26 protein-coding genes are annotated in these 26,998 nt (G+C 38.1%); 16 read left to right on the forward strand and 10 right to left on the reverse strand.

What is annotated here, in order from left to right; translation table 11 throughout:
• Window positions 1-7 precede the first annotated feature (7 nt).
• The 6 genes from G415_RS0108085 to tsaD are packed head-to-tail and all read left to right on the forward strand — an operon-like array spanning window position 8 to window position 5,535.
• Entirely contained in the window at window positions 8-634 is a 627-nt protein-coding gene (locus tag G415_RS0108085; protein ID WP_022671171.1) for a cell division ATP-binding protein FtsE, read from the forward strand.
• On the forward strand, window positions 621-1,454 hold the full coding sequence (locus tag G415_RS0108090) for a cell division protein FtsX (protein ID WP_026939670.1): 834 nt from the start codon (window positions 621-623) through the stop codon (window positions 1,452-1,454). Before G415_RS0108085 ends, G415_RS0108090 begins: the two co-directional genes overlap by 14 nt.
• Window positions 1,438-2,592: a murein hydrolase activator EnvC family protein gene (locus G415_RS10850; RefSeq protein ID WP_081639362.1), complete on the forward strand. Its 1,155-nt coding sequence runs from the start codon at window positions 1,438-1,440 to the stop codon at window positions 2,590-2,592. The genes G415_RS0108090 and G415_RS10850 overlap by 17 nt, the downstream gene beginning before the upstream one ends.
• Complete coding sequence (locus G415_RS0108100; protein ID WP_022671174.1) at window positions 2,589-3,824, forward strand: S41 family peptidase; 1,236 nt, start codon at window positions 2,589-2,591, stop codon at window positions 3,822-3,824. Before G415_RS10850 ends, G415_RS0108100 begins: the two co-directional genes overlap by 4 nt.
• A complete protein-coding gene (locus G415_RS10285) occupies window positions 3,803-4,540 on the forward strand; it encodes a divergent polysaccharide deacetylase family protein (RefSeq protein ID WP_022671175.1) in 738 nt (245 codons plus the stop codon). The genes G415_RS0108100 and G415_RS10285 overlap by 22 nt, the downstream gene beginning before the upstream one ends.
• Window positions 4,537-5,535, forward strand: coding sequence for a tRNA (adenosine(37)-N6)-threonylcarbamoyltransferase complex transferase subunit TsaD (gene tsaD / locus G415_RS10290; RefSeq protein WP_022671176.1), 999 nt, complete (start codon window positions 4,537-4,539; stop codon window positions 5,533-5,535). The genes G415_RS10285 and tsaD overlap by 4 nt, the downstream gene beginning before the upstream one ends.
• A 69-nt stretch (window positions 5,536-5,604) precedes the next feature.
• On the opposite strand, the gene G415_RS10855 is transcribed toward tsaD, so the two are convergent.
• Window positions 5,605-6,699: an N-acetylmuramoyl-L-alanine amidase family protein gene (locus G415_RS10855; protein WP_022671177.1), complete on the reverse strand. Its 1,095-nt coding sequence runs from the start codon at window positions 6,697-6,699 to the stop codon at window positions 5,605-5,607.
• Between G415_RS10855 and ruvX the strand changes: the two genes are divergently transcribed.
• Genes ruvX through cysE form a run of 10 tightly spaced genes read left to right on the forward strand, consistent with a single transcriptional unit; the run spans window position 6,699 to window position 17,134 of the window.
• Entirely contained in the window at window positions 6,699-7,154 is a 456-nt protein-coding gene (gene ruvX, locus G415_RS0108120) for a Holliday junction resolvase RuvX (RefSeq protein WP_155825484.1), read from the forward strand. The genes G415_RS10855 and ruvX overlap by 1 nt on opposite strands.
• On the forward strand, window positions 7,151-8,104 hold the full coding sequence (gene mltG, locus G415_RS0108125) for an endolytic transglycosylase MltG (protein WP_022671179.1): 954 nt from the start codon (window positions 7,151-7,153) through the stop codon (window positions 8,102-8,104). The genes ruvX and mltG overlap by 4 nt, the downstream gene beginning before the upstream one ends.
• Entirely contained in the window at window positions 8,101-9,369 is a 1,269-nt protein-coding gene (miaB, locus tag G415_RS0108130) for a tRNA (N6-isopentenyl adenosine(37)-C2)-methylthiotransferase MiaB (RefSeq protein ID WP_022671181.1), read from the forward strand. Before mltG ends, miaB begins: the two co-directional genes overlap by 4 nt.
• A gap of 21 nt (window positions 9,370-9,390) precedes the next feature.
• On the forward strand, window positions 9,391-9,819 hold the full coding sequence (locus tag G415_RS0108135; protein ID WP_022671182.1) for a hypothetical protein: 429 nt from the start codon (window positions 9,391-9,393) through the stop codon (window positions 9,817-9,819).
• Window positions 9,813-10,835, forward strand: coding sequence for a deoxyguanosinetriphosphate triphosphohydrolase (locus tag G415_RS0108140; protein WP_022671183.1), 1,023 nt, complete (start codon window positions 9,813-9,815; stop codon window positions 10,833-10,835). Before G415_RS0108135 ends, G415_RS0108140 begins: the two co-directional genes overlap by 7 nt.
• Window positions 10,836-12,140 (forward strand): TldD/PmbA family protein, encoded by a 1,305-nt coding sequence (locus tag G415_RS0108145; protein ID WP_022671184.1) that lies wholly within the window; start codon window positions 10,836-10,838, stop codon window positions 12,138-12,140. It begins immediately after the preceding gene.
• Complete coding sequence (gene guaA, locus G415_RS0108150; protein ID WP_022671186.1) at window positions 12,133-13,653, forward strand: glutamine-hydrolyzing GMP synthase; 1,521 nt, start codon at window positions 12,133-12,135, stop codon at window positions 13,651-13,653. The genes G415_RS0108145 and guaA overlap by 8 nt, the downstream gene beginning before the upstream one ends.
• Window positions 13,653-15,926 (forward strand): HD family phosphohydrolase, encoded by a 2,274-nt coding sequence (locus tag G415_RS0108155; RefSeq protein ID WP_022671187.1) that lies wholly within the window; start codon window positions 13,653-13,655, stop codon window positions 15,924-15,926. The genes guaA and G415_RS0108155 overlap by 1 nt, the downstream gene beginning before the upstream one ends.
• The gene (gene ybeY, locus G415_RS10300) at window positions 15,895-16,341 is read left to right on the forward strand and encodes an rRNA maturation RNase YbeY (RefSeq protein ID WP_022671188.1); all 447 of its coding nucleotides are present in this window, start codon (window positions 15,895-15,897) and stop codon (window positions 16,339-16,341) included. Before G415_RS0108155 ends, ybeY begins: the two co-directional genes overlap by 32 nt.
• Entirely contained in the window at window positions 16,322-17,134 is an 813-nt protein-coding gene (gene cysE, locus G415_RS10305; RefSeq protein WP_022671189.1) for a serine O-acetyltransferase, read from the forward strand. The genes ybeY and cysE overlap by 20 nt, the downstream gene beginning before the upstream one ends.
• Here cysE and pheA read toward each other — a convergent pair.
• Genes pheA through G415_RS0108210 form a run of 9 tightly spaced genes read right to left on the reverse strand, consistent with a single transcriptional unit; the run spans window position 17,131 to window position 26,991 of the window.
• On the reverse strand, window positions 17,131-18,231 hold the full coding sequence (gene pheA / locus G415_RS0108170) for a prephenate dehydratase (RefSeq protein ID WP_022671190.1): 1,101 nt from the start codon (window positions 18,229-18,231) through the stop codon (window positions 17,131-17,133). The two genes, cysE and pheA, sit on opposite strands and share 4 nt — an antisense overlap.
• Window positions 18,201-19,151, reverse strand: a complete 951-nt coding sequence (locus G415_RS0108175) for an acetyl-CoA carboxylase carboxyltransferase subunit alpha (protein WP_022671191.1) — start codon at window positions 19,149-19,151, stop codon at window positions 18,201-18,203. The genes pheA and G415_RS0108175 overlap by 31 nt, the downstream gene beginning before the upstream one ends.
• A gap of 12 nt (window positions 19,152-19,163) precedes the next feature.
• Window positions 19,164-20,390 (reverse strand): aspartate kinase, encoded by a 1,227-nt coding sequence (locus G415_RS0108180; protein ID WP_022671193.1) that lies wholly within the window; start codon window positions 20,388-20,390, stop codon window positions 19,164-19,166.
• Between the two features lie 12 nt (window positions 20,391-20,402).
• Window positions 20,403-22,529: an FtsK/SpoIIIE family DNA translocase gene (locus tag G415_RS10310; RefSeq protein WP_022671194.1), complete on the reverse strand. Its 2,127-nt coding sequence runs from the start codon at window positions 22,527-22,529 to the stop codon at window positions 20,403-20,405.
• A complete protein-coding gene (locus G415_RS0108190; RefSeq protein WP_022671195.1) occupies window positions 22,530-24,185 on the reverse strand; it encodes a ribonuclease J in 1,656 nt (551 codons plus the stop codon).
• Entirely contained in the window at window positions 24,170-24,895 is a 726-nt protein-coding gene (rsmA, locus tag G415_RS10315; RefSeq protein WP_022671196.1) for a 16S rRNA (adenine(1518)-N(6)/adenine(1519)-N(6))-dimethyltransferase RsmA, read from the reverse strand. Before rsmA ends, G415_RS0108190 begins: the two co-directional genes overlap by 16 nt.
• On the reverse strand, window positions 24,859-25,884 hold the full coding sequence (gene pdxA, locus G415_RS0108200) for a 4-hydroxythreonine-4-phosphate dehydrogenase PdxA (protein WP_022671197.1): 1,026 nt from the start codon (window positions 25,882-25,884) through the stop codon (window positions 24,859-24,861). The genes rsmA and pdxA overlap by 37 nt, the downstream gene beginning before the upstream one ends.
• The gene (locus tag G415_RS0108205; RefSeq protein ID WP_022671198.1) at window positions 25,877-26,137 is read right to left on the reverse strand and encodes an RNA-binding S4 domain-containing protein; all 261 of its coding nucleotides are present in this window, start codon (window positions 26,135-26,137) and stop codon (window positions 25,877-25,879) included. Before G415_RS0108205 ends, pdxA begins: the two co-directional genes overlap by 8 nt.
• A complete protein-coding gene (locus G415_RS0108210) occupies window positions 26,134-26,991 on the reverse strand; it encodes a peptidyl-prolyl cis-trans isomerase (protein WP_022671199.1) in 858 nt (285 codons plus the stop codon). Before G415_RS0108210 ends, G415_RS0108205 begins: the two co-directional genes overlap by 4 nt.
• Window positions 26,992-26,998 lie beyond the last annotated feature (7 nt).

The following is a 26,998-nucleotide window of genomic DNA, read 5'->3' on the forward strand; positions in this document are numbered from 1 at the left end:
TTGCTTTATGGTTGAGTTTATTGATGTAAACAAAAGCTATAACAGGCGTGTTATATTTAAAAATTTGAACTTTAGAATCGCTCAAGGCAGGATAAATCAGATAATACTGCCACAGTCTGCAGGCAAAAGCACAATTCTAAAGATGATTTATGGTGCAGAGAAGCCAGATAGTGGGTTTGTGCGGGTGTTTGATTTTAATGTGGGTGATTTGAATTACTCAGGCATCCTTCTGCTTAGAAGATATTTAGGCATTATATTTGAAGATATAAGGCTTATCTCAACAATGACAGTCAAGGAGAACCTGCAGGCTATAACGAAACTGACAAAGAGAAACCTGTATCTGTCAGAAGAGATATTTGACATACTTTCGATTGGTCATCTGCTTGACAAGTATCCGCAGGAGTTATCCATTAGCGAACAGTCGCTTGTCAATATTGCCCGTGGTGTTATATACAACTTTCCGTTGGTTATAGCAGATGAGCCTTTGAGATATCTCTCTGAGCATTACAGGAGAAAGGTTATTCACCTGTTTAAAAGATTAAACGAGAAGAAGGGTATAACATTTCTGATTGCAACGCTGAATTCGATAGACGATGAGTTTTTTACCATAGAGATAAACAATGAGACGGCGTGATAATGTAAAGGTTGCACTTTTCTTCATATTTGTTTCGTTTGTCTTAACGATGAGTATCTTGATGAGCATCTTTTTTGCATTAAACGCCTATGTTGAGCAGAAAAAAAGCCAGACGCCACTGTTTGTCTTTGTAAAACCTGAAGCTTCAGCAGAAGAAGTCAATGCTCTCATAAACCAGATAGAGCTAAAAAAGGGCGTGCGTAAAGTAAAGCTGATAGACAAAGATAAGGCATTCAACGAGATGATTAAGAAGTTCTCCATAGATAAAAACCTATTCAGTAGAAATCCGTTTCCTTACTCGATTGAAGTTTTCTTTATACCTTCGTTTACAACGGAGTCTTACTTTAATCAGTTTGCCCTTTCGTTGAACTCTGATATTGTTGATGCCGTTAAGTATCCAAAGGGCGTTTTGGCAGAGATTAGCTCCCTGCATGAAAGACTTATTTACTTTTCTGAAGTTGTTGTCGGAGTTTTGTATGCTGTTGAGTTTATTGTCTTTTTGTCCATTATGACGATATTTTACTCCCATCGCAAGTTCGATTACGATACGCTTAAATTCTTCGGTATAAAGCGGTTTATTATCTTTAGGATGTTCCTTAAGGATACGATAGTCCCTGCGGTTTGGGGTTTTCTATTCTCTGTTGTCGTTATTGTTGCAATCTACTTTGTTTACGACAAATACGGCGACATTCCATACATCAGCAAGGAGTTGTTTAAAAGTTCCCAAAAAAGCACATTTGCCTTAAATATACTCATCGGTTTTCTGTTTACTTTCGTCTCATCGCTTATCGTTTTCGTTTTCAATGATGAAAAGGTTTAGTTTTTTTATACTTTTTTTGATTCTTCTTAATCCGATTTGTGGATATTCAGCAAATAAAAAGGCAATAGAAGAGAAGCTAAAAAGCATCTCCGAGACGATAAAACAGCGAAAGGAAGATTACAACAAGATAAGAAGCCAGTATTTGACGATACTTAAGCAGATTTCAAACACAGACAAAAGGATAACCTTTCTGAAATCAAAAATAAAAAGAACAAAAAGGGACTTAGATTTGCTAAATAAAAAGATAGCAACTTTGAAGAAAGAGATTGACAAGGTGTCTTTAGATTTAGAAAGGCAGAAAGAGAAGCTCTATAGGGAACTTGTTAGCTATTATGAGTATTCGAAGGTGAGCAACTATTATGCCAAGGGTGTCTGGTATAGCTATATGAACAGGTTTATTACTTCGTATATGCAGCAGAAGATAAAGAATTATATCTCAAAAAGGGAGTATCTTAAAGAGAGAATAGCCAAGCTAAATGCGTATATGGTTCAAAAGCAGAAAATTATGGAGAAGATAAAGAGTCAACAGAGAGATTTGGATACGCAGAAAGCAACATTGAGCAAGCTTGCAGAGATGGCAGAGAACAAAAAGAAGCAGTATCTTGCCGAGATACAACAGTTGACAAAGCAGAGAGAGAATCTAAAGGAGCTTCTTAAGAAGATTATAGAAGAAGAGAAGAAAAAGAGAGAAAGCAGAAAGCTTAAGGTTGTCCAGAAGGTAAACCCGAAACTTGTTGAGAAAGAGTTTAAAGCCTTAGCGCATAAAATAAAACCGCCTGTTTATGGTAAGGTTGTGGCTTATTTTGGCAGGAAGTATGACCCTGTTTTTAAGGTTTATACAAGAAACGACGGCATAGATATAAGGGCAAAAAAAGGAAGCTGCATAAGAACCATAGCATACGGCAAGGTTGGGTTTGTTGGTGATTTGCCGGGATATGGTGGTGTTGTTATAATAAACCACTTAAATGGTTACTATACCGTTTATGCTGGACTTAAGAGCTCTTTAAGGGTGGGTCAGATTGTTAAGGCTTATCAGTGCATAGGTAGATTGAGCTCAACAAAACTGCACTTTGAGATAAGGAGACATGCAACGCCAGTCAATCCGTTATATTTTCTTGATAGGAGGTTTTTGAGATGAAAAGGTTATTTGCCTTGGTCTTTGCATTTGTAATTGTTGCTGTGCCGACATTTGCCAAAGAGAGCGAATATGAGAAGCTAAAAATCTTTGCTAAAGTCATGGCGATTATTGAGCATGATTATGTTGACAATGTGAGCCAGACAAAGCTGATTAACGATGCTATCAAAGGCATGGTAAGCTCATTAGACCCGCACTCATCTTACATGACAAAGGATGAGTATAAGGAGCTTAAAATTACAACAACCGGTAAGTTTGGTGGTCTTGGAATGGTTGTTACGATGAAAGATGGTATTTTAACGGTTGTCTCACCCATCGAAGATACACCGGCTTTTAAGGCTGGCATAAAAGCTGGTGACAAGATTATAAAGATAAACGGTGAAAGCACATTTGGTATGACGCTTGAACAGTGTGTGAAGCTTCTGCGTGGAAAACCCGGCACAAAGGTTACGATAACGATTATAAGGGAAGGTAAACAGAAGCCGTTTGATGTTACAATCACAAGGGCGATTATTCATGTAAAGAGCGTTAAATACAAAAAGTATGGTGATATCGGTTATGTAAGAATAACGCAGTTTCAAGATGGAACAACGAGCGAGCTTAAAAAGGCTTTGAAAAAGTTGGGCAAAATAAAAGGCCTTGTGATTGATTTAAGAAACGATCCGGGTGGTCTTTTAAGGGAAGCAATAGGTGTGTGTGATTTGTTTATTAAGAAGGGTGTAATTGTATCGATTAGGGGAAGAAACAAGTCAGACAGTAGATACTTCTATGCACACGATGACGGTAATGAGCCCAATTATCCTATTGTTGTTTTAATCAACTCTGGAACGGCAAGTGCGGCAGAGATTGTCTCAGGCTGTTTAAAAGACCATAAAAGGGCAATCATAATGGGTGTAAGAAGCTTTGGTAAGGGTTCTGTTCAGTCGATTATACCGCTTGGAGACGGTTCTGCTTTAAGGCTTACGACGGCTAAATATTACACGCCAAGTGGCAAGAGTATTCAAGCTGTTGGCATTGAGCCGGATATTGTCGTGCATCAGGCAAAGATTATAGAAGAAGAGAGCAACTTCACGATAAGAGAAAGCAATCTATTGCATCATCTAAACAATCCGACAGGTCAGAAGGTTAAAAAAGAGACAGACCTACAGAAGGAGTTAAAAGACGATTATCAGCTGTTAAGGGCAATAGAGCTGATAAAGGCAGAAGATATAATATGTTCAAGAAAATCGCACTGATTCTTGTTTTTGTCTTTATATCGCAGAGTGTATTTGGAGCAAGTGCTCTCTATCTTTTAAAAAAGAAGAGACTTGCAATTGTAATAGACGATATGGGCTATGATGTAGGCTTGGCAAGGGGTTTTGAAAAGCTTGGCCTTCCCCTTGCCTTTTCTTTTTTACCCGATGCTCCTTATACGCAAGAGCTTTCTAAAGAGTTTGCAAAAAACGGTTATATTGTTATGATTCACATGCCCAGTCAACCGCTTGATTATCCGAAGAACAATCCGGGTAAAAATGCCATATATTTGTGGACTTCAAAGAGAAAGACATTTGAGCTTTTAGAGAGAGCTTTAAATAAAATTCCAGATGCTGTTGGGCTTAATAATCACGAAGGCTCTGCAATATTAAGGGATAAAAGGCATATTGATTGGATTTTAGAGTTTTTGAAAGAGCATAAAATGTTTTTTGTTGATAGTTATACCGTTAAGGATAGTTTGGGATGCATTGAAGCAAAAAAAATAGGTGTTCTGTGTCAGAGAAGAAGGGTTTTTCTTGATAATGTTGCCGATGTTGGATACATTGAAGGCCAGATTAGAAAGGCGATTGAGATGCTAAAGAGAAGGGATGTCGTTCTTGCTATAGGGCACTGCAGACCAAAAACATTAATAGCTTTAAGAAGAATGAGAAAAGAACTAAAACCGTATCTTGTTAATGTGGTGTTTGTGTTGAGATGATTTTGGCATTTGATACATCGTGTGATGATACATCTGTATCCTTCTATAAAGACTGCAATCTCTATTCAAACATTATCTCATCTCAAAATGATATACACGCAAAGTTTGGTGGTGTTATACCAGAGCTTGCAGCAAGAAAGCATGCAGAGACAATAGCCTATTTAACAGAAGAAGCGCTAAATAGGGTTTCAAAGGGTTTGGGTGATGTTGAGTATGTTGCCGTTACGGTTGGTCCTGGGCTTTTACCCAGTCTTCTTGTTGGTGTTGCTTTTGCTAAGGCTTTAGCTTATGCAAACAGATTGCCCATCATTCCTGTTAACCACATAGAAGGGCACATATTCGCTCCATTTTTTGACAGAGAAATTAACTATCCATTTCTTTCGCTTGTTGTATCTGGCGGACATACGCATCTGTTTTTGGTTGAATCCTTTGGCAGGTATAAACTGCTTGGAAAAACATTAGATGATGCGGTCGGAGAAGCCTTTGACAAGGTTGCAAGGATTTTAGGTCTTGAATATCCGGGTGGGCCTGCGATAGATAAGCTGTCAAAAACTGGAAATCCTTATCGTTTCAAGATCCCCAAAGGCCTTGAGCATGAAAAATCCTATAACTTTAGTTTTAGTGGCGTGAAGACTTTTGTCAAAAACCTTGTCAGTAAACTGGGTAACCTGTCAAAAACTGACATTTCCGATATTGCAGCATCATTCCAAAAATCCGCTGTTGATATATTGGTTGAAAAGTCGCTTAGAGCTTGTAAGGATTTAAATGTTAAAAATTTGTCAATATCTGGTGGTGTATCTGCCAACTCACTCTTAAGAGATACCTTTAAAGAAAGATGCGAAAAAGAAGGTATCAATCTTATACTGCCACCAAAAGAGTTGACGACAGACAATGCATTAATGATTGCGTTTGCGTCATCTCTATCTTTGGATAGGGCAACATTTGATTATGCTTCCATAGAAGCCGACCCGTCACTTAGGCTGACCGTTGATTAAAAAATTTTCTTCTATGGTCGAAGGTTTTGTCAAATCTTGGACTTCTTTAGAGTGTAATAGAAATTTTTGCTAACTTTTGCCTTTTAGGAAGTTTTCTATGCCTTTTGCTATGCCTTTTGCTAAAGCTCTTCTGAATGTTGGGTTTCTTAGGTATAAGGCATCGGATGGATTGTTTATGAAGGCTGTCTCTATCAGGATTGATGGACAGTGTGTTCCGACAAGCACATAGAATGGAGCCTGTCTTACGCCTCTGCCTTTGTATGAGCGATATACTTTTCTTCCATATTTTAACATCTCTTTGTAAACATCTGCTGCCAAGACCTTTGAGTATTGAATCTTTGATGTTTGAATAAGAGATAGAATGATGCGGTTTAAGTCGCTTATCTGGGCTATACTCATGCCATTCTCTTTGGCTGCAAGCCAAAGCGCTCTTTTGTCTGATGTTGTGTTTACAAAATAGACTTCCAAACCTTTGGCTTTGAGTCTGTCTTTGGGTGCATAGTTTGCATGTATCGAGACAAACAGCGTTGCATGAACCTTGTTTGCGAGTTCGACCCTTTGTGCTAAGGTAGGATATGTATCTTTTGTGCGCGTCATAACCACTTTGTATCCATCTTTTCTTAAGAAATAGGCTACATATTTGCCTATTGAGAGTGTTATTGTCTTCTCTTTGTTGTATATACCAACAGCGCCCGGGTCTTTGCCGCCATGTCCTGGGTCTATCACGATTACCGTCTTCTTTTTCGGTTTTGATGGTGTGTATGTCTGTTTTTCTTGTGGCTTTATTGCAACGCTTTTTTCTATTCTGACGATAAGAAACCTATCTGATGAGAGAAGAAGTCTAAACCTGTATTTGAAGTTTCTGTTGAGTTTAAAGAATATCCTTGTTTCACCCTTTATTATCCTGACCAGTATTTTTTCAACAGAACCTTTCGGTATGAGTGGTGTTTCTATTGCTATGATGGTGTTTGGTATGGCTATGTAGAAGTAATCGTCACTTAATCTTATAAATCTGTAATGTTTTATCTTGTCGAATCTAAAGATTAGGTTATCGACGCCGTTTTGCAGGTTTACGATACTGAAGCTTTTGAGTTTTGCTATCTGGGTTGCATCTGCCTGCAGGCTGAACAGGATAAAAAGTATCGAAACTATTGCTTTTAACATTGAAAGTTATTATAGTTATAATCCGACTGTTTGCAAGTCAAAGGTGGCTTATGCGTATTTTGGGTATTGATTACGGAACGAAGAAGATTGGACTTGCCATATCTGATGAGACAAACACAATAGCTTTGCCTTTAAGTGTGATAGATTCTGACGAGAACTCGATAGATGAGATTAAAAGGATAACTGAAATCAACAATATAACAAGGATCGTTGTTGGTTTGCCTATGACCTTAAGCGGTATGAAAGGTAAAAGGGCTCAAGAGACAGAAGATTTTATAGACAAGCTAAGGGAAGTCTTAGATATTGAGATTGTTGAATGGGATGAGAGAATGTCAACAAGGTTCTCTGAAAGGATTTTAAATAACGCCAATGTAAAGGGAAGAAAAAATAAAAAGAAGGTTATCGATAAGATAGCTGCAACATTTATCCTTCAAGGCTATTTAGACTCGCTATGAGTTTTATAAAGAAGCTGTTTATAGCCAATATAATCCTGTTTCTTTTTGTTTTGGCTTTTGTTGTTTTTACCATATTCAAGTTTGAAAGTTTTTTAAACACTAAAGCTTCGAATAAACATAAGCAGGTTTACATAGAGATAGCCAAGAATCAAACTGTTCCAAGTATTGTTGATACTCTCAAAGAGAAAGGCATAATAACAAGAAGCGACTGGTTTTACTATTATCTGCGTTTAAGCGGACAAGCAAGACAGATAAAGGCAGGTCTTCATCTATTTTACACAGATTATACACCAAAGCAGGTTTTAAACGAACTTGTAAGTCCGAAGGTTTATACGGCAAAGATAACGGTTATTGCAGGGTATAATATCAAAAGAGTTGCAGATGTTTTATCAAAGGCTGGCTTTGATGGAGATAGATTGCTTAAGCTAAACGACAACGAGAGTTTTGTAAAGAGATGCAGCGGGTTTGACAAGGCAAAAAGTCTTGAAGGGTTTTTATATCCTGATACATACTTTGTCTCAAAGGACGATAAGGTTGAATCTATTGCGCTTTTGATGTGTAAGCAGTTTAAGGATAAGTTTAAGAAGCTCACGGGCAGGAGTGATTTTAAAGAAGATGACTATAAAAGACTGATAGTTGCATCTATTGTTCAGAAGGAAGCAACGGATAAGAAGGATATGAGACTGGTTGCAGGCGTGATTTATAATAGATTGAAAAAGGGTATGTATCTTCAGATGGACTCAACAAGGTTTGATGAGAAGTTTAACACATATCTGCATAAAGGTTTGCCGCCTGAGCCTATCTGTAATCCATCTTACGATGCTTTGGCAGCTGCTTATGAGCCGCAAAAAACCGACTATCTTTACTTTATCTCAAAAAAAGATGGAAGCATGATTTTTAGCAAAACATTGAAAGAGCACAACAGGAACATAAGGAAGTATCTAAAATGAGATTTTACATAAAGACATTTGGCTGTCAGATGAACGAAAGGGATTCAGAGAAGGTTGAAGCGATTTTGGAAGAGAATGGTTGGCAGAAGAGTGATGACCCTAAAACGGCAGACCTTTTGATTGTAAATTCCTGTGCGGTTAGAGAGAAAGCTGAGAACAAGATTTACAGTGAGATAGGAAGATTAAGGTTTAAGAACAGAAAAGCAAAGATTGTGGCGATGGGCTGTGTTGCCCAGTTTGCATACGATAGGTTATCTAAGGTTGCAGATATTGTAATCGGCACAAATACGATAGACGAGTTTTGCAGAATCGCTAAGGATTACTCTGTTGAAGGTGTTTTTATAAAGGATAAGATGGAAGAGCCAGACCATATATTCCCGCATGTTAAGAGTGTGGTTTCGTTTGTCGATATTATGTATGGTTGTGATAACTTCTGCACATACTGTATTGTTCCATATACTCGTGGAAGGGAAATTTCTCGCAAGAAGGAAGCTATAATTGATGAGATAAAAGAACTTGTCGATAATGGCACGAAAGAAGTTGTTTTGCTCGGTCAGAATGTTAACTCATATGGCAAGAGCTTGGGCTATAATTTTGTTGATTTGCTCTATGAAGTGAACAAGATAGAAGGCTTGAAGCGTATTAGATTTACCACATCCCATCCAAAGGATTTCTCAAAAGAGCTTATCTATGCGATAAGGGATTTGGACAAGTTGTGTGAGCATGTTCACCTGCCGTTTCAGGCAGGCTCAAATAGGATTTTGAAGCTAATGAGAAGAAAATACACGATTGAAGAGTATCTTGAGAAGGTGTTTTTATTGAAGAGCGAAGTAAAAAACTGCTCGATTACAACAGATATTATCGTTGGTTTTCCCACAGAGACAGAAAATGATTTTGAAAAGACGCTTGAAGTAGTAAAAACCGTTGAATACGATACATCGTTTTCGTTTAAATACTCACCGAGAAGATTTACAAAAGCAGCCGAAATGGAAGGCCAGATTGAAGAAGACAAAAAGCTTAAACGCTTAAACATACTTCAACAGCTTCAGGCTGAGATTACCCAAAAAAAGCTCAAGGAGTATGAAGGCAAGATTGTTGAAGTGCTTATAGAAGGAAAATCAAAGAAGGGCGATAAGCTTTATGGTAGAAATAGGCAAAATATAGTTGTCAATGTTGATTTTAGGGATAATATAAAAGCAGGCGACTGTTTAAGGGTTAAGATAACAAAAGCCCTTAAGCATTCCCTGATAGGGGAGCCAATTTAATAAAACAGAAGGTGAATAGCGATGGTTAGAATTGAGCTTACCGATATAGATTTAAGCGATGATTTTTGTGATATCTATTTTGAAGACGATGAAGGCTATACATACAAGTTTAGAACCGACGCTGAAAAGGGTAAAATGATCTCTCTTCTTGCTCACGGTGTATATGTTCAGAATAACAGTGTTTATGAGCTTCTGTTGAATCTGTTAAATATGACTGGCCTTGGTATTCACTCAGTTGTTGTGCTTGATGGATACAAAGATAGAGCAGTTGTTAACCTTACAGATTCAAAGGAGATAAAATCCCTTCCAGTTAATATAGATGATGCTTTGATTTTGGGCTTGTTATCTGAAGCTCCCCTGTTTGTCAAAAAAGAAGCCTGCTTTTTGGAAATTGAAGAGCTTGAGCGATACATCTGGTATAGGTTTTTAAAAGAGCTTGATTTATGCTAATAAGGGAAATCCTTGAAAAGATAGAAGAAGATACGCTAAGCAGATATGCTTTTTTGTCTAAAAATGCAACAAGACCCAAGGGTGATGAGAAAGACCCTGTAAGAACGGATTTCATGCGGGATAGGGATAGGATTATCCACAGCAAGGCATTTAGAAGACTAAAACATAAGACGCAGGTATTCTTCTCTCCCGGTGGCGACCATTACAGAACCCGAATGACGCACACCTTAGAAGTATCCCAGATTGCAAGAACCATAGCAAAAGCACTGCTTTTAAACGAAGATTTAACAGAAGCGATAGCGCTCGGGCATGATTTGGGTCATACGCCATTTGGTCATGCTGGTGAGAAGATTCTCAATGAGAAGTCAAAAAAGGGTTTTAAGCATTGGGTTCAGAGTTTGCGTGTTGTTGATGTTATAGAAAAAGATGGTAAAGGCTTGAATTTAACAAACCAAGTTAGAGATGGTATAGTGAAGCACTCCAAAGGCAGAGGGGCAATAATCCCAAAAGATAAAAGCAACCTTGCCAATACGCTTGAAGGCCAGATTGTTAGGATTGCAGACATTATAGCGTATGTAAATCACGACATAGACGATGCTGTAAGGGCATCGATAATTAAAGAGAGCGATATACCAAAAGATATATCCGATGTGCTTGGAAACAGCCATGCACAAAGAATAGCAACTATGGTTAAAAGTGTGATAAAGGATACACAGGACAAGAACTATGAGTTTATCTCGATGGAAGAAGATGTGCTTGAAGCTTTGAATAAATTAAGGGATTTTCTCTTTGAACATGTCTATTACAGCGATAGGGTTATGAGCGAAGTTAAAAAATCAGAAAAGATATTAAGTGATCTGTTTGATTACTTTATGGAACATCCAGATTTGATAGAGAAGCACTATTCAGACGATATAGAGACGGTTGTTGTTGACTATATATCAGGCATGACAGACAGATTTGCCTTGAATCTATACCAGAAGATATTTCTGCCAAAGCCATGGGAGGGTGGTTAAGTGTTAGCTGAAGAGATTCTAAACAAGATTGCCGATGATTTTGATGAAGTTGAAGTGTATGTTGAAGAGAGTAAGTCCGAAGAGTTTGAGCTTAAGAATTCCAAAGAGTTTTCAAAGGGTTTGGAAGAGAAAAAGGGTTGCGGTATAAGGGCTGTTAAAAATGGTAAATTTGCTGCAGGTTGGTTTAGCGGTTTTGATAATCCAGACGATATTGTAAATGAGATAAAATCGTCTATTGAGTTTGCAAAGGATGTTGACGCAGATATTTTGCCGAAAGAGCCGATTGTTTTTTCTGAAGTTAAAGCAGAGTTTAAGAGCATAAAGAGTGCAGAAGCAGAGGAGCTTTTAAAAGAGACTGTCGAAAAGATTGGTAAGTTTGACAAAAGGGTTAAACAGACAAAAAGCATTGGTCTTGGTATCTCTTATAAGAGATTTGAAGTAGCAAACAGCTATGGAGTTAAAGCAGAAGGAAGCTATAGTTTGGTTTCTGCTGCAGCTGAAGTTTTAGCTGAAGACAAGATTGCCGATTTGGGTTATTTTCATTTAGATGCCGATAGGTTAGAGAGTATAGATTTTGACTTTTTGGCTAAGAAGTCCGCAAGTATAGCCGTAAATAAGCTGTATCCAAAGCCAATTCAGACAAAAAAATACAGCGTTATAATAGAAAACAGCGTGTTTAGAGATATGCTTGCGCATTTTATCTCGGCATTTAGTGCTTACAGCGTTATAAACCATACAACGCCGTTTGAAGGTAAATTGGGTGAAAAAGTCTTTAGCGACTGCATAACGATTATTGATGCTAAAAGCTTCAAAAATAGGCCTTATGCCTTGCCTTTTGACCACGAAGGAAACAGAAGAGAAGATACGGTAATCGTTGAAGATGGCGTTTTGAAGACATTTATGCACAATAGTTATACATCATCTAAGTTAAACCAAAAAAATACGGCAAATGCAAAGAGAAGCTCGCTTGCATCGGTCGATGTTGGGCCTTTTAACTTCTATGTCAAGCCGTCTGATTTGCCTTTTGAGAAGCTGCTTAACATGATAGATGGCGTCTATATCACAGAGATTATGGGTCTTCATATGGCAAATGCAGTGAGTGGCGATTTCTCATTTGGAATAAACGGGTTTTTGATACACAACGGTGAGCTTGTCTCTTACTTTAAATCCGCCACCTTTGCCGATAATTTTTATGAGATGATAAAGCGCATTATCAATGTCTCAAACAACCTATACTTTAGCGGCTCTGTCGGTTCTGTTGATGTTGCTGTCGCAGATTGTGTGATAGGAGAGAGTAATGGATAAGATAATAATACTCGATTTTGGCAGTCAATACACTCAGCTGATAGCAAGAAAAATCAGGGAGTTGGGTGTATATGCCGAGATTGTGCCCTTTAATAGGTATTTTGATAAAACAGATGTAAAAGGCATTATTTTGAGCGGTTCACCTTCAAGTATTTACGATAACGACGCTCCACTGCCGAGTAGAGAGATTTTTGAGATTGGTTTGCCTATTCTTGGCATCTGTTATGGTATGCAGGTTATAGCCAAGTTTTTCTCTGGCAAGATTGCACCATCCAAAAAAAGGGAGTATGGACCTGCAATAATTAGACTAAAAAAGAAAAATGAGCTTATAGATGAAGAGATTGATGGCTCTGTTGTATGGATGAGTCATGGCGATAGGCTTGAAGAGTTACCCGAAGGTTTTGAGTCGGTTGCATATACGGATAATTCACCGTTTGCTGTTGTGCAGAATACAAAAAGAAGAATTTGGGCTGTTCAGTTTCACCCTGAAGTGCACCACTCCAAGAAAGGCAAACAGATACTAGCCCGTTTTGTGTTTGATATATGTGGCGCAGAAGCGAACTGGAATATGGAGAACTTCCTTGAGACGCAGATAAATCAGATAAGAGAAACGGTTAAGAATAAAAGGGTTATTGGTGCTGTGTCTGGCGGTGTTGATTCGAGTGTTGTTGCCGTTTTAATGAATAAGGCAATCGGTGAGAATTTTATAGGCGTTTTTGTCAACAACGGACTTTTGAGAAAAAACGAAGCTCAATATGTGCTTGAATCCTTTAAAAAATTGGGCGTGAATATACGCTATGTCGATGCATCTGAACTCTTTTTGGAGAGATTGAAGGGTGTAATTGACCCAGAGAAAAAGAGAAAAATCATAGGCCATACATTTATAGATGTATTTAGAGAAATTGCTGAAGAGTACGATGATGTTGAGTTTTTGGCTCAAGGCACACTATATCCAGATGTGATAGAAAGTGTCTCTGTAAAAGGCCCGTCGGCAACAATAAAGAGCCATCACAATGTTGGTGGCTTGCCTAAAGATTTAAACTTCAAGCTTATTGAACCGTTAAGGGAGCTGTTTAAGGATGAAGTTAGAAGGTTGGGCAAAAAGCTTGGACTTGATGATGAGTTTATAAACAGACATCCGTTTCCAGGGCCCGGTCTTGCTATAAGGGTGATTGGCGAGATAACACAAGAGAGATTAAATGTTTTAAGGGAAGCAGATGCTATCGTAATTGAAGAGATAAAAAAGGCAAGCGTTTATAACGATGTGTGGCAGGCTTTTGCTGTTTTGTTGCCCATCTCAACTGTAGGTGTTATGGGTGATAAAAGGACTTATGAAAATGTTGTTGCTCTGCGTGTTGTTGAGAGTGTTGACGGCATGACGGCTGACTGGTCAAGACTACCCTATGAACTGTTGGGTAGAATTTCAAATAGGGTTATAAACGAAGTTGAAGGTGTAAACAGGGTGGTTTATGATATATCTTCAAAGCCACCATCAACAATAGAGTGGGAGTGATGAAGCTAAAAAAGATAAAAGATGATTTAGCCGATAACATAGAAAACTTCTTTGAGAAGGTTTTTAACAAGTATGTGATAACCATTCTGTTCTTCGTTGTTATCATTATTTTGAATTTTCCACGCTCATCTGAGAACTATTACAATCTAAAGATAGGCGATATAGCGCCAAAAACAATCAGAGCAACCGTTTCTATGCTTGTTGAAGACAAACAGGCAACCCAGAAAAGAATAGAAGAAGCAATGAATAACACACCGCCTGTGTTTGATTATAATGCCAATGTTTTTTCAAATGCCATAGACTCTTTAAAAAAGGCGTTAAATCAAATAAACGATGAAGATTTAAAGAGCTCTGAAAAAAAGTTTTTTGAAATATTAAAGATAAAACCGTCTCATCCGCTTTTTATGAGAATTTTAAGATACAATAAGGATGATATATTCAAATATGCTTCGGATGCACTCAACACGCTGCAACATTACTATATCGTGAACTCTGTAAGACAACTTTATAAATTCTCACCCGATAAAATCATTATAAGGAGCATCAAAAACCCCCAAAAAGAACGTTTGTTAAGTAAAGATGATGTGATAGATACAACAAGAGCAAAGATAATTGCATATAATAGACTTAAAAGTATTGTCGATGATGTTAGTTTGAGAAATACTGTCTGGGATTTAATATCTCAGTTGATTGTTCCTAATTTAACATTCAACTCTCTTGCAACACGGCAGAAGAAGCAGGAAGCAGCAAAAAAAGTTAACAAAGTTTTTTTCAAAATATCCAAAGGTGAAATAATTGTACGCAGTGGAGATGTTATTACTAAAGCTGATTATCTTAAACTTAATGCTTTAAACTCTTTAAAGCAGAAACAGAATACCTATATTAAGTTCGTAGCTGATATGCTCCTATTTATGGTTTTGTGTTTTATACTGTATGAAGTTTACAGAATAACGAAGGCAAAAAAGAATAAATGGATAAGCGAAGCTAAGCTACTTGCAATTACAGAGAGCCTTGTTGTTATACAAATTCTTTTATTTAAGCTATTTGTTTATTTGTCAAATGTTATCACATTTTCCAATGTTGACCTTCCACAAACAGCAGTTCTTTTTGCGACACCATTTGCCGTTGCTTCTATGATGGTTGCGATTATGATAGACTTTGAGCTTGCATTTTTGGTTTCTATTCTGTTTGGTGTCTCTGCTTGGCTACTTTTGAATCCAGAGATGTTTTTTGTAGGTGTTTATGTCTTTCTGGGTAATATAGCTGGAATTTTTGGCATAAGAAAAGAGAAGACAAGAACAGGTGTTATAAAAGCTGGCTTGTATGTCTCTTTAAGCAGTCTTCTGTTTATTCTTCTATTTTACACACTTAAAAATGGTGAGATTAACAAATCAATGCTGATAGATTTGGCCTTTGGCTCTTTTGGTGGTGTTCTCTCTGCTATAATTGTAAGTGGGTTTTTGCCGGTTTTTGAATATGCGTTTAACATCACAACGGATATAAAACTATTAGAATTAGGTAATCTTAATAATCCTTTACTAAAGGAGCTTGCCATTAAAGCACCAGGAACTTATCATCATAGCATTGTTGTGTCGTCGTTGGCTGAAGCTGCAGCAACGCAGATAGGAGCAAACCCGTTGATTGTTAAGGTTGGCTCATACTACCACGACATAGGCAAAATAAAAAAACCGCTCTATTTTATAGAGAATCAGGTTGACGGCATCAATCCGCACGATAAACTAAAACCTTCGATTAGCGCTTTGATTATTAAGAACCATGTAAAGTATGGTGTTGAGATAGCAAAAAAACATAGGCTCGGCAATTACATAATAGACATTATCCAGCAACACCACGGAACGAGTTTGATAAAGTATTTTTACAACAAGGCAAAGGAGAATGGTTTAAACCCTAAGGAAGAAGATTTTAGGTATCCAGGCCCTAAGCCGCAGACAAAAGAAGCGGGTATTGTTATGATAGCAGATGAAGTTGAAGCAGCATCAAAAACACTTTCCAATCCTACGGTTGCACACTTAAGGGATTTTGTAAGGGATATAACAAATAAAATATTTTTAGATGGCCAGCTTGATGAGTGCGAGTTGACGCTAAAGGATTTAAATCTTATTGTTGATAGTTTTGTTAAGGTTTTGGTTGGTATATTCCATCACAGGATTGAGTATCCAGAAGACGAGAAAAAGGATAATGTAGCTGGAGAAACCTGTAAGTTGAATGCAAAAGGCGAAAATGAATTTAACCCTAATAGAACACAAGGTTAGTGCATTTTATAATAGCGAAACGATAAAGAGATTCGTTGAATTTCTATTTGACAGCTTTGGAGTGGACAAGTCTAAAGAATTCAATATTCTTTTCTGTGATGATGATGAGATAAGAGATTTAAACAAAGAGTTTAGAGGAAAAGATGCACCAACCAATGTGTTGAGTTTTTACGGATACGATGGAAATGTTTTTGGAGATATAGCTATTTCGCTTGATACGATAGAAAAAGAAGCAAAAGAGAAGAATCAAGACCCTTTTGAGTATATGCTTTTTATCATTGCTCACGGTTTTTTGCATCTTTTGGGTTATACGCATGAGACTATGGAGAAGTTTGATAAAATGATGAAGATGCAGAGTGAGCTTGTTGAAGAATTTTTGAAGAAGGAGAGTCAAGATGAAGAAGCTTCCAGTTAAATTGGGTTGGACAGCAATAACATTGACTGCCGGTTATGTTGCTTTGAAAAAGACCGGTGCATTAGAGACAATAAAGGAAGACATAGATGCTGTGTTTGAGCGAGACCCTGCAGCAAGGAGCATTCCCGAAGTTATATTCTGCTATCCAGGACTCCATGCACTCTGGTTTCATAGGGTTGCACACTTCTTATGGGAGCATGATTTTAAGTTTTTGGGTAGATTTGTATCGCATGTCTCCCGATTTTTAACAGGTATTGAGATACATCCCGGTGCAAAAATTGGTAAAAGGTTTTTTATAGACCACGGAATGGGTGTTGTTATTGGTGAAACGGCAGAAATTGGCGACAATGTGACACTGTATCAAGGTGTTACGCTCGGTGGAACGAGTTTAAAAAAAGTAAAAAGACACCCAACTGTTGGCAATAATGTGGTAGTTGGCAGTGGAGCAAAGGTGCTTGGTGCTTTGAAGATTGGTGATAACTCAAAGATTGGCTCAGGCAGTGTTGTAATTAGAGATGTACCAGAAAATTCAACGGTTGTTGGTATCCCTGCAAAGGTTATAAAGAAAGAGAAGATTGATAAAAAGGTTGACCTTGAGCATACAAAACTGCCGGATGTCGAAGGTAAGGTTATAAGGTATCTGTTGCACAGAATTGAGGAGCTTGAGAAAGAGATATCGGCTTTAAGAGAAGGAAAGCCTGAAGAGATAGAGAAGGAAAGAAAAAAGGAAGCAGAAGAGCTTAAGAAGATAGAGAAGTATATTAAAAGTTATGAGATAGAAGGCATAGATTAGTTTTTGTATGTTGATTTAGGATAAGAGCCTAAGATTTTTAAAAATACGGTCAGATTTTCTATCTTAGAGAGTGCATCTTGCAGGTTTTTGTCCTGAATATGCCCTTCCACATCAACATAGAAGATGTATGAGAAGCTCTTTTGTCTTGATGGACGGGATTCTATGCGTGTTAGATTGATTTTATTGTCGTAGAATGGTTTTAATATCTCATACAGTGCACCAACCTTATCTTTTATCGAGAACATAAACGATGTCTTGTCGTTGCCTGTGGGTTTAGGTATGTTTTTGCCTATAACAAGAAAGCGTGTTGTATTGTTTGTTTTATCTTCTATGCCGCTTGCCAAGATGTTAAGATTATAGATTTCGCTTGCGGCTTTGCTTGCTATAGCCGCAGCAGAACTATCCTTCTCTGCTATTTTGGCTGCTTTGGCTGTTGAGACAGTTTCAAACAGTGGAACATTGGGCAGGTGTTTTTTTAACCAGCTTTTGCATTGACCAAGAGCGTTGGGATGAGAGTATATTGCCTTTATCTCTTGCAGAGACTTTGCCTTTGAGAGAAGGTTGTGATGAATGTCTATATATATTTCTGAGACTATCTTCACATTTGAGTTTGTAAACATATCGAGCGTATAGTGAACAACACCTTCTATAGAGTTTTCAATTGGAACGACGCCAAAATCTGCCCTATCTGCTTCAACATCCATAAACACATCTTCAATCGATTCTTCGGCTATGTAATGCAGGGAAAGGCCGAATCGCTCGATTGCCGCCTGATGTGTGAAGGTGGCTTCAGGTCCTAAATAGCTAATGGTTAAAGGCTCTTCCAGTCTTATAGAAGCACTCATTATCTCTCTGAAGATGTTTTTTAGGCTTTTTTTGGGAAACTCTCCATTGGGCAGCTCTTCAATCATCTTGTATATCTTTGCTTCTCTGTCGGGAGAATAAAAGGGCAGACCACTTTTTTGCTTTAGCCTGCCCACTTCCTTTACTAAGACAGCACGCTTATTTAGAAGCTCTATGATTTTTTTATCTATATCACTTATGTTTTTTCTTAGCTCTTCAAGTTTTACAGAAATTGCGTTGTCATCTTTCTCCATTTTTCCCATCTCTTCTGAATGAGTTTCTTTTTTGAGAGTCCAAGCAACTCTTCGAAACTTCTCAAAATAAAGTCTTTTACATTTTCTGCTATCTTATCGTAATCTCTATGCGCTCCACCTAAAGGCTCCTCTATTATTTCATCAATTACGCCGAGCTCATATAAATCTTTTGCTCCCACTCTCATTGCCTTTGCAGCATCGATTGAATGTTCTGTATCTCTCCATAGGATTGATGAGCAACCTTCTGGCGATATAACGCCGTATATTGCAAACTGCAGCATTCCGACTCTGTCGCCTGCTGCAATAGCCAAAGCACCACCAGAGCCACCTTCACCTGTTACAACAACCACAATTGGCACTTCTGTTTCAAACATCATTTTTAGGTTTGTGGCTATGGCTTCGGATTGACCTCTCTCTTCTGCTCCAATACCTGGGTATGCTCCGGGTGTGTCAACAAATGTTATAATAGGTATGTTAAACTTCTCTGCTAACTTCATTATGCGCTGGGATTTTCTGTATCCTTCTGGGTTTGCCATACCGAAGTTTCTGTAAAGGTTGTCTTTTGTGTTTTTGCCCTTTTGATGGCCTATGATTGCAACCCTTTGTCCATCTATATAGCCAAAACCCGTAACAATAGCCTTATCGTCTGCAAATCTTCTATCGCCGTGAATCTCTGTAAAGTCATCAATAATTCTTTCTACATAATCCAGGGTGTATGGTCTGTTTGGATGCCTTGCTATTTTTATTATCTTGTCTATGGAGAGATTTTCAAACTCCCTTTTTAATATCTGATTTTTCTTCTCTTCGAGTTTCCTTATCTCGTCAAGAACATCTATATTACGCTCTTCGGCCATCTTTTTAAGGTTGGCTATCTGCTCTTCTATCTCATAGATGGGCTTTTCGAAGTCCAAGGTAAACATTTAAAGCCCTCCTTATTGTTCTTTATATAGTTCAAACGCATCATGCAATGCTCTTACTGCAAGCTCTGTATATTTTTCATCTATAAGACAAGATATTTTAATTTCTGAGGTTGTAATTGCCCTTATGTTTATGTTTTCAGTTGCCAAGGTGTTGAACATTTTCGCTGCAACACCTGGATGTGAACGCATACCGACACCAACAATAGATACCTTTGCCACATCCTTATTTATGCTTACTTCTCCAGCGTTTAGCTCTTTTGATAAGTTTTGCAGTATTTCAAACGCCTTATCTGCGTCGTCTCTTGGAACCGTAAAAGATATGTCCGTTGTTTTACCATCATCACTAACATTCTGGACAATCATGTCAACATTGATGTTGTTTTTGGCTATCTCATCAAATATCTTTGCTGCAACACCTGGTTCATCCTTAACCTTGTTTATCTTGAGCCTTGCCTGATTTTTGTCGTGTGCCACCCCAGAAACAACGATTTTCTCCATCTCTTTGTCCTCCTTTGTTACTAAGGTTCCCGGATTAAATGTGAAGCTTGATAGAACCATGATCGGCACATTGTATTTCATGCCAAACTCAACAGAACGTATTTGAAGCACCTTAGCACCCAAGCTTGCAAGCTCCATCATCTCTGAATAGCTGATTTTATCCAGCTTTCTGGCATTATTAACGATTCGTGGGTCTGCTGTATAGATGCCGTCGACATCGGTGTATATCTCACACATATCAGCCTTTAATGCTGCTGCTATGGCAACGGCTGTTGTATCTGAGCCGCCTCTTCCCAAGGTTGTTACATCTCCTGTTGTCTCACTAATTCCCTGAAATCCTGCAACAATAACTATCTCTCCATTATCCAAATGTTCAAATATTCTTTTAGCATCAATTGATTTTATTCGTGCTTTTGTATGTATCTCGTCTGTTACGATGCCACACTGCCTTCCTGTCATTGCAACAGCTTTAGCACCAATCTCATTTAATCTTATGGCAACAAGGGCACTTGAGATTCTCTCACCGCTGGACAAAAGTAAGTCCATCTCTCTTTCGCTTGGTCTTTTTGATAGTTCTTTTGCCATTTTAATTAATTTATCTGTTTCGCCAGCCATTGCAGATACAATGGCGACTACCTTATTACCTTTTTCTGCTGTTTCTTTAATGTGTTGGGCTACGACTTTAATGCGTTCAATAGAGCCAACGCTTGTTCCACCATACTTCTGAACAATCAGAGCCATTTTAAATCCCTCCTAAATAAGGATTTCCCTTTTCCCCCTGTGGTCGGGTTTTGACAGTATACCTTTTTTCTCCATTTGTTCAACAATTCTTGCAGCTTTATTGTATCCTATCTTTAATTTTCTTTGCAAATACGAAATTGACGGATTGCCACCTTCTTTTATTACCCTGACGGCTTCTTCAAACATCGGGTCTAACTCTTCGTCATTTTCGGTTATGCCCACTATCTCTTTTGTTGCTTCAATTAGCTCTTCGTTGTATTCTGGCGAGCCTTGTGATTTTACAAAGTCTGTTACTCTTTTTATCTCGTTATCGCTTATAAATGCTCCGTGAACCCTAATTAAGCTTGCAGCACCGGGTTGCATAAACAACATATCTCCCATACCGAGTAAGGCTTCAGCACCTTGCTGGTCTAAAATTGTTCTTGAATCAACCTTAGATGTTACCTTGAATGAGATTCTTGCAGGGAAGTTTGCCTTGATTAATCCGGTTATAACATCGACGCTTGGCCTTTGTGTTGCAACGATTAGGTGAATACCGCTTGCCCTTGCCTTCTGAGCTAATCTTTCGATATACATCTCAACCTTTTTGCCACTTGCCATCATTAAATCTGCAAGCTCATCAACTACAACGACGATATAGGGCATGGGTGGATAATCTATACTGCCTGCTTTTGCCTTTTTATTGAAACCTTCAATATTCCTTACGCCTGTCTCGTTCATTATTTTGTATCGTGTCTCCATCTCGTTTACCAGAGCGCTCAAGGCTGCTGCTGCCTCTTTTGGGTCTGTAACGACGGGCATCATCATATGCGGGATGCCGTCATACATGGAAAGCTCCAAAATCTTCGGGTCAATCATGACGAACTTTACTTCCTTTGGCGTAGCTTTGTATAGGATGCTTACAATCATCGTATTGAGCGATACGCTTTTGCCCGAACCTGTTGCACCAGCAATCAGAAGGTGTGGCATTCTTGTTAAGTCCGTTACAAATACATTGCCAACCGTATCTTTGCCTAAGCCGAGCGTTAGTTTGCTCGTTGAGTTCATAAATGTTTTTGATGCGATAATCTCCTTCATATAGACGGTTTTTCTCTGTTTGTTTGATATCTCAATACCAACAGCTGCCTTGCCTGGAATGGGAGCTATGATTCTAACTGACATCGCTTCCATTGCCAAAGCTAAATCGTTGTAAAGGTTAGCTATCTTGCTGATTTTTATGCCGGATTTGGGTCTAAACTCATACATAGTGACGACAGGGCCTGGTTTTACACCAACAACCTTGCCATCGACACCAAAGTGTCTGAGTTTCTCTTCTAACTTTCTTGCACTCTCTTCTATCTCTTGCCTGTTAAACTCTTCATCGCCAATCTGGATAGGTTCATCCAAAAGTTCAATAGACGGAAATGTATATCCGTCTTCTGCTTCTCTTTCGGTTTTTTCTGTCTCTGTCTCGTCTTTTTTCTCTAAATACTCTGTATCTATTCTGATTGAACTTGTGTTTTCTGGGTTGGTTTTTTCTGTTTTTTCTTTAGGCTGTTCTTTTGGTTGTTCTTGTTGTTTTTCTTCTAAAGTCTCTTTATGAGTCTTGCTGTTTGTTATTCTCTCTTTGTCGTTTTTTTTTACTTCTTTGTTCTCTTTTTTTGGAATGAGAGAGATAAGAAAGACAAAAAACTCCTTTTGGGCTATGTATAAAATGGCAAATGAGAGCGGCAAAAATATAATGAATGTGCCTATTTTACCCAAGAAGAATATAACCGATGAGCCAACCATATAACCTATACTGCCGCAGATAAAGAAGCCGTGATTTATAAGGTTTGCCCTGTTTATCGAAACTGTTGCATATAGCACAATGTCAAAAAAGATTATAAATAGAAGTGAAAAGAGTATGCTTCTTATGTATTTTAATGGGCTTTTAGCAAAAGAGAAAAGGCTTAGCGCCATAAAAAGCGGAATAAGAAAAGCCAAAATGCCAAACCTGTTTAAAAGGAAGAATGATAGCTTTGCTCCAAAGAGTCCTATGAAGTTTTTTATGTTCTGATATGGATAAAAGATATCACTAAAGTGATAAGAAACAAGGGCTAAGACTATGATGAGTGCCAAAAAGAGATTGATTAAAGGAAAAGGTTTTAGTTTTTTCATTTAAATCTCCATTATTATTGGCAGAACCATCGGATTTCTCATGAGTTTTTTGTGTAAAAACTTGTTCATCGCCTTTCTGATTTTTTTCTTTATTTCGTATGCGTCTGTTCTTAAATCTATATTGCTTTGGTTTATTAGGTTTTTTACCATCATAGTTGCTTCGTGTAAAAGCTTTTGGGATTTCTCTTCATACAGCAGACCCTTTGTTATAATCTCTGGATTGCTTAAAAGTTCACCCGTTGTGTTGCTTACCGTAACAATGACAACGACAAACCCGTCTGTTGAGAGTTTCATTCTGTCTCTGATTACAACATCTTCAACATCTCCAACACCCTTGCCATCAACAAACACTCTGCCTGTTCTTATCTTTCCATCGACTTTAACGCCATCCTTTGTTATCTTGAGTATATCGCCGTTATCTATGTTGAATATGTTTTGTGGCTTTATGCCCAGCTCTTGAGCTATCTTTGCGTGCTGCCTTCTCATCATGTATTCGCCGTGTATGGGCATAAAGTATTCAGGTCTTACCATGTTTATCATTAGTTTTAACTCTTCCTGTGATGCATGGCCTGAGACATGGACATTGGAATTGCCTTCATAAAAGACATCAGCACCCTTGCGGGAGAGCGTGTTTATGATTTTTAGGATAGCCCTTTCGTTGCCGGGTATTGCTTTGGCTGAGATAACAACTGTGTCTGTTGGTTTTATCTTAATCTTTTTGTGTTCGCCTAACGCTATACGGGATAATCCACTCATCGGTTCGCCTTGAGAACCTGTTGTTACGATTATGACTTCTTTGTCTGGGTATTTGCAGATATCGTCTTCGCTTATTAAGACATTTTCTGGAACCTTTAAATATCCAAGCTCCATAGCTATGGTTGCATTTTGTATCATACTTTTTCCGGTTATGCAGACTCTTTTATTCGTCTCGACGGCTGTATTTATAACCTGCTGTATTCTGTGTATGTTTGATGCAAATGTGACAAGCAGGATTCTGCCTTTGGCATTTGAGAATATATCAAAGAACCCTTTTTTTATCTCTTTTTCAGAGCCTGTAAATCCTTTGGCTGTAGCGTTTGTGCTATCACTTAAAAGCAGCTTTACACCGCGAGAACCATACTCTGAAAATTTGAGCATGTCGAACGGCTTACCATCAACGGGCGTCTGGTCTATTTTGAAATCACCCGTATGAATAATAACGCCCACATCCGTTGTTATTGCAAAACCGACGCCATCAACAATTGAGTGTGTTGTTCTGATAGGCTCTATCTTAAAATCACCGATTGTGAACTTTTTTGATGGTTCTATCTCAATCATCTCTATGTTTGTTAAATCAAACTCCTTTAGTTTTGCCTTTACAAGGCCAAGCGTAAGTTTTGTGCCGTATATAGGCACCTTTATGTTCTGAAGTAGATAAGGAATTGCTCCCACATGGTCTTCATGTGCATGAGTTAGAACTAACGCTCTGAATTTATCCTTGTTTTCATAAATGTATGTGAAGTCAGGTATTACGATATCGACACCTAACATATCTTCTTCTGGAAACATTAACCCTGCATCTATCAGGATTAGGTCGTTTTCAGTCTCAAATACGGTTGAGTTTATGCCTATCTCGTCTAATCCACCCAAAGCTATGATTTTTACGAATTCTGCCATTCTTCTCTCCAGAGATAATAGATTTCATCCAAACTTAAATCGGATGGTCTTTTATGTGCAAACTCTTCTCTCACAGAGAAGGGTTTTAAGTTATTTTTCACGGTTTTTCTTGGATATGAAAATAGTTTATCGATAAATTTAAAAAAGCTGTTATCTATTTGATAACTGCTCTTTTTTCTTTTGAACTTAACAACGCTTGATACGACCTTTGGTTTTGGTTTAAATGAGCCTGCAGAGACATTGAACAGCTTTGCTGTGTCGTAATAGAGCTGACATAAAACACTGAATTTTGAAAACTCCTTTGTTTGTGGTTTTGCCGTTATGGTATCTGCAACTTCTTTTTGAACCATAAAAACCATCTTTGGTATAAAATCAAACTGTAAAACGAAATTCTTTATTATAGCTTTTGCTGAGTTGTATGGCAGGTTGCCACATATAACAGCTTTTCTTTTTATCTTAAGGTGCGCTGCATCCCCTCCTATCAGATAAAAATTCTTACCTTTGAACTTTTCTTTTAGATAGCCAAAAAGCTCCCTGTCCAACTCAACGCCGATAACTGTTCTATTATCGACTAAAAGCTTTTCGGTTAGGGCTCCCTTGCCAGGCCCAATCTCAATGATTAGAGATTCACCTTCGCACTGCTTAGCTATTTTAAGGGCAACACCTTCGTTTATTAAGAAGTGTTGCCCGAGCTGTTTCTTTGCTTCCATCGTGCCATTCTGTATGCCTGATTGACGGCTTCTGAGAAACTTCTGTGGCTTGCTATGAATCTGCCAGCTATGTCAAAAGCCGTTCCGTGATCTGGCGATGTTCTTATTATGGGTATGCCGAGCGTTATGTTTACGCTTGTGTCGAAGTATAACGCCTTCAAAACACTCAATCCCTGATCGTGATACATGCTTATGAAACAATCATAATCGCTGCGTCTGTCTTTGACGAATATGGTGTCGGCAGAGAATGTGCCTTCAACATCTATTCCTTCGCTTTGAGCCTGCCTGATTGCAGGTATTATCTCTTTTTCTTCTTCATCACCCAAAAGACCACCTTCTGAGTTGTGCGGGTTTAGACTTGCAACGGCTATTCTTGGTTTTGGCATGCCATACCACTTCTTTAAATCGTCGTTTACTATCTTTATCGTTTTGTAAACTCTCTCTTTTGTGATGAGTTTTGGAACTTCTCTTAATGGGACATGCGTTGTTACAAGGGCAATTCTGAAACGCTTTGCAGCAAGCATCATAACATACTCTTTTACTCCGGTAAGCTCTGCTAAAATCTCTGTATGGCCTGCATACTTATGCCCGGCTAAATTAACTGCTTCTTTGCTGAAAGGCGCCGTTATAATGGCACTTACATAATCGTTCTTTGTTGCTTCAACGCCTGCGACGAAGCTTTTAAATGCTATATCTCCACAGGCCGCACTGATTTGGCCAACCTTTAGTTCATCGATGTCAAACTTGTCCACTTCAACGATATTAATCTCTCCATCTTTGTAAGAGTTTTGAATAGACTCTGCATCCTTTATGGAGTTTATCTGCATAGCAAGGTTGAACTTTTCAAGGTAATACTCAAAAACTGCGCTTGAGCCAAAAATGACGAGTTTGTGTTTAGAGCTTGGTTCGTATATTAAGTGCTTTAAAATCACCTCAGGGCCTATGCCCGCAGGGTCTCCCATACTAACGCCTAATAGTGGTTTATTCATAATACTCCTCGCTAATCGTAGTGTAATATTTTTTAGCTAAGGATTTTGGCGTGCCTTTCTGCGGCAAATCTTCAACCTTGTATTTTATCTTTTTCTGCTTGAAGTATATCTCTATCTCATCACCCATCTTTACTTCATAGGATGCTTTTGCTTTTTTTGAGTTTACGAACACAAAACCTTCATCGCACATCTGCTTTGCAACAGTTCTGCGCTTTATTATTCTTGACTCCTTCAAGAACTGGTCTAATCTCATTTTAGATAAATCTCGATGTCACTTCTTGCCCTAACAAGCTTCAGCCAGCTTTTTAGCTTTGAATTTATGCGTTTGTCTATAAGAATATTTCTTATCTGTTGATCTATGTCTTCAGCTTCTTTTATCTTTATAAGTTTTACTATGTAAAATCTGCCTTCTGACTCTATTATATTTGTATGTTCGCCACTCTTTAGGCTTAGAATCTGGCTTTGAAGATACGGGTTTAGAGCAGAAATAGGCACATCCCTTGTCTTATCTTTGGTTAAAGAGTATTTTTCAAGGAGTTTGTAAAAATCTTTACCCTTTTGAAGGAGTTTATATACCTTTTGGGCTTTCTTTAGACTGTCTAAGGTTATTATGCTTAAGACGGCAATCTTGTTTGAGCTTGAAAGCTCGTTTTTGTGCAGCTTATAGTAATTTTTTATATCCTGCTCTGTTATCTTTATTGAAGGTAAAAACACCTTTCGTGCAAACTTTATCCTGTAAAGTATTAGTCTTACACCTTCCTTGTAATAGTCAAAATCTATACCGCTTGCCTTTATCTTGTTTATAAACTCTTCTGTGCTTAGGTTATTTTGAGCTGCAAGGTTTTCTATGTATCTTTCAACATCATCATCGCTTATTGTTATGCCAACATTCTCTGCATACTCTTTTATCAGATAATCATCTATCACTCTGTTTAATAGTTCTTGCGGTTTTTTTGCATTGTAAAATCCGGCTATGTTTTTAAGCTCATACAGGGTTATCGGTTTGCCATCGACTGTTGCCACGATTTTATCAACAAGAGTAGCGGCGTTTGGTAGGCTCGTTAACCCAAAGAAAACCACAACCAAAACAATCAAAATTTTTTTCATCTTCGTC

This window comes from Hippea alviniae EP5-r, assembly GCF_000420385.1.
In the GTDB taxonomy this organism is placed as follows: domain Bacteria; phylum Campylobacterota_A; class Desulfurellia; order Desulfurellales; family Hippeaceae; genus Hippea; species Hippea alviniae.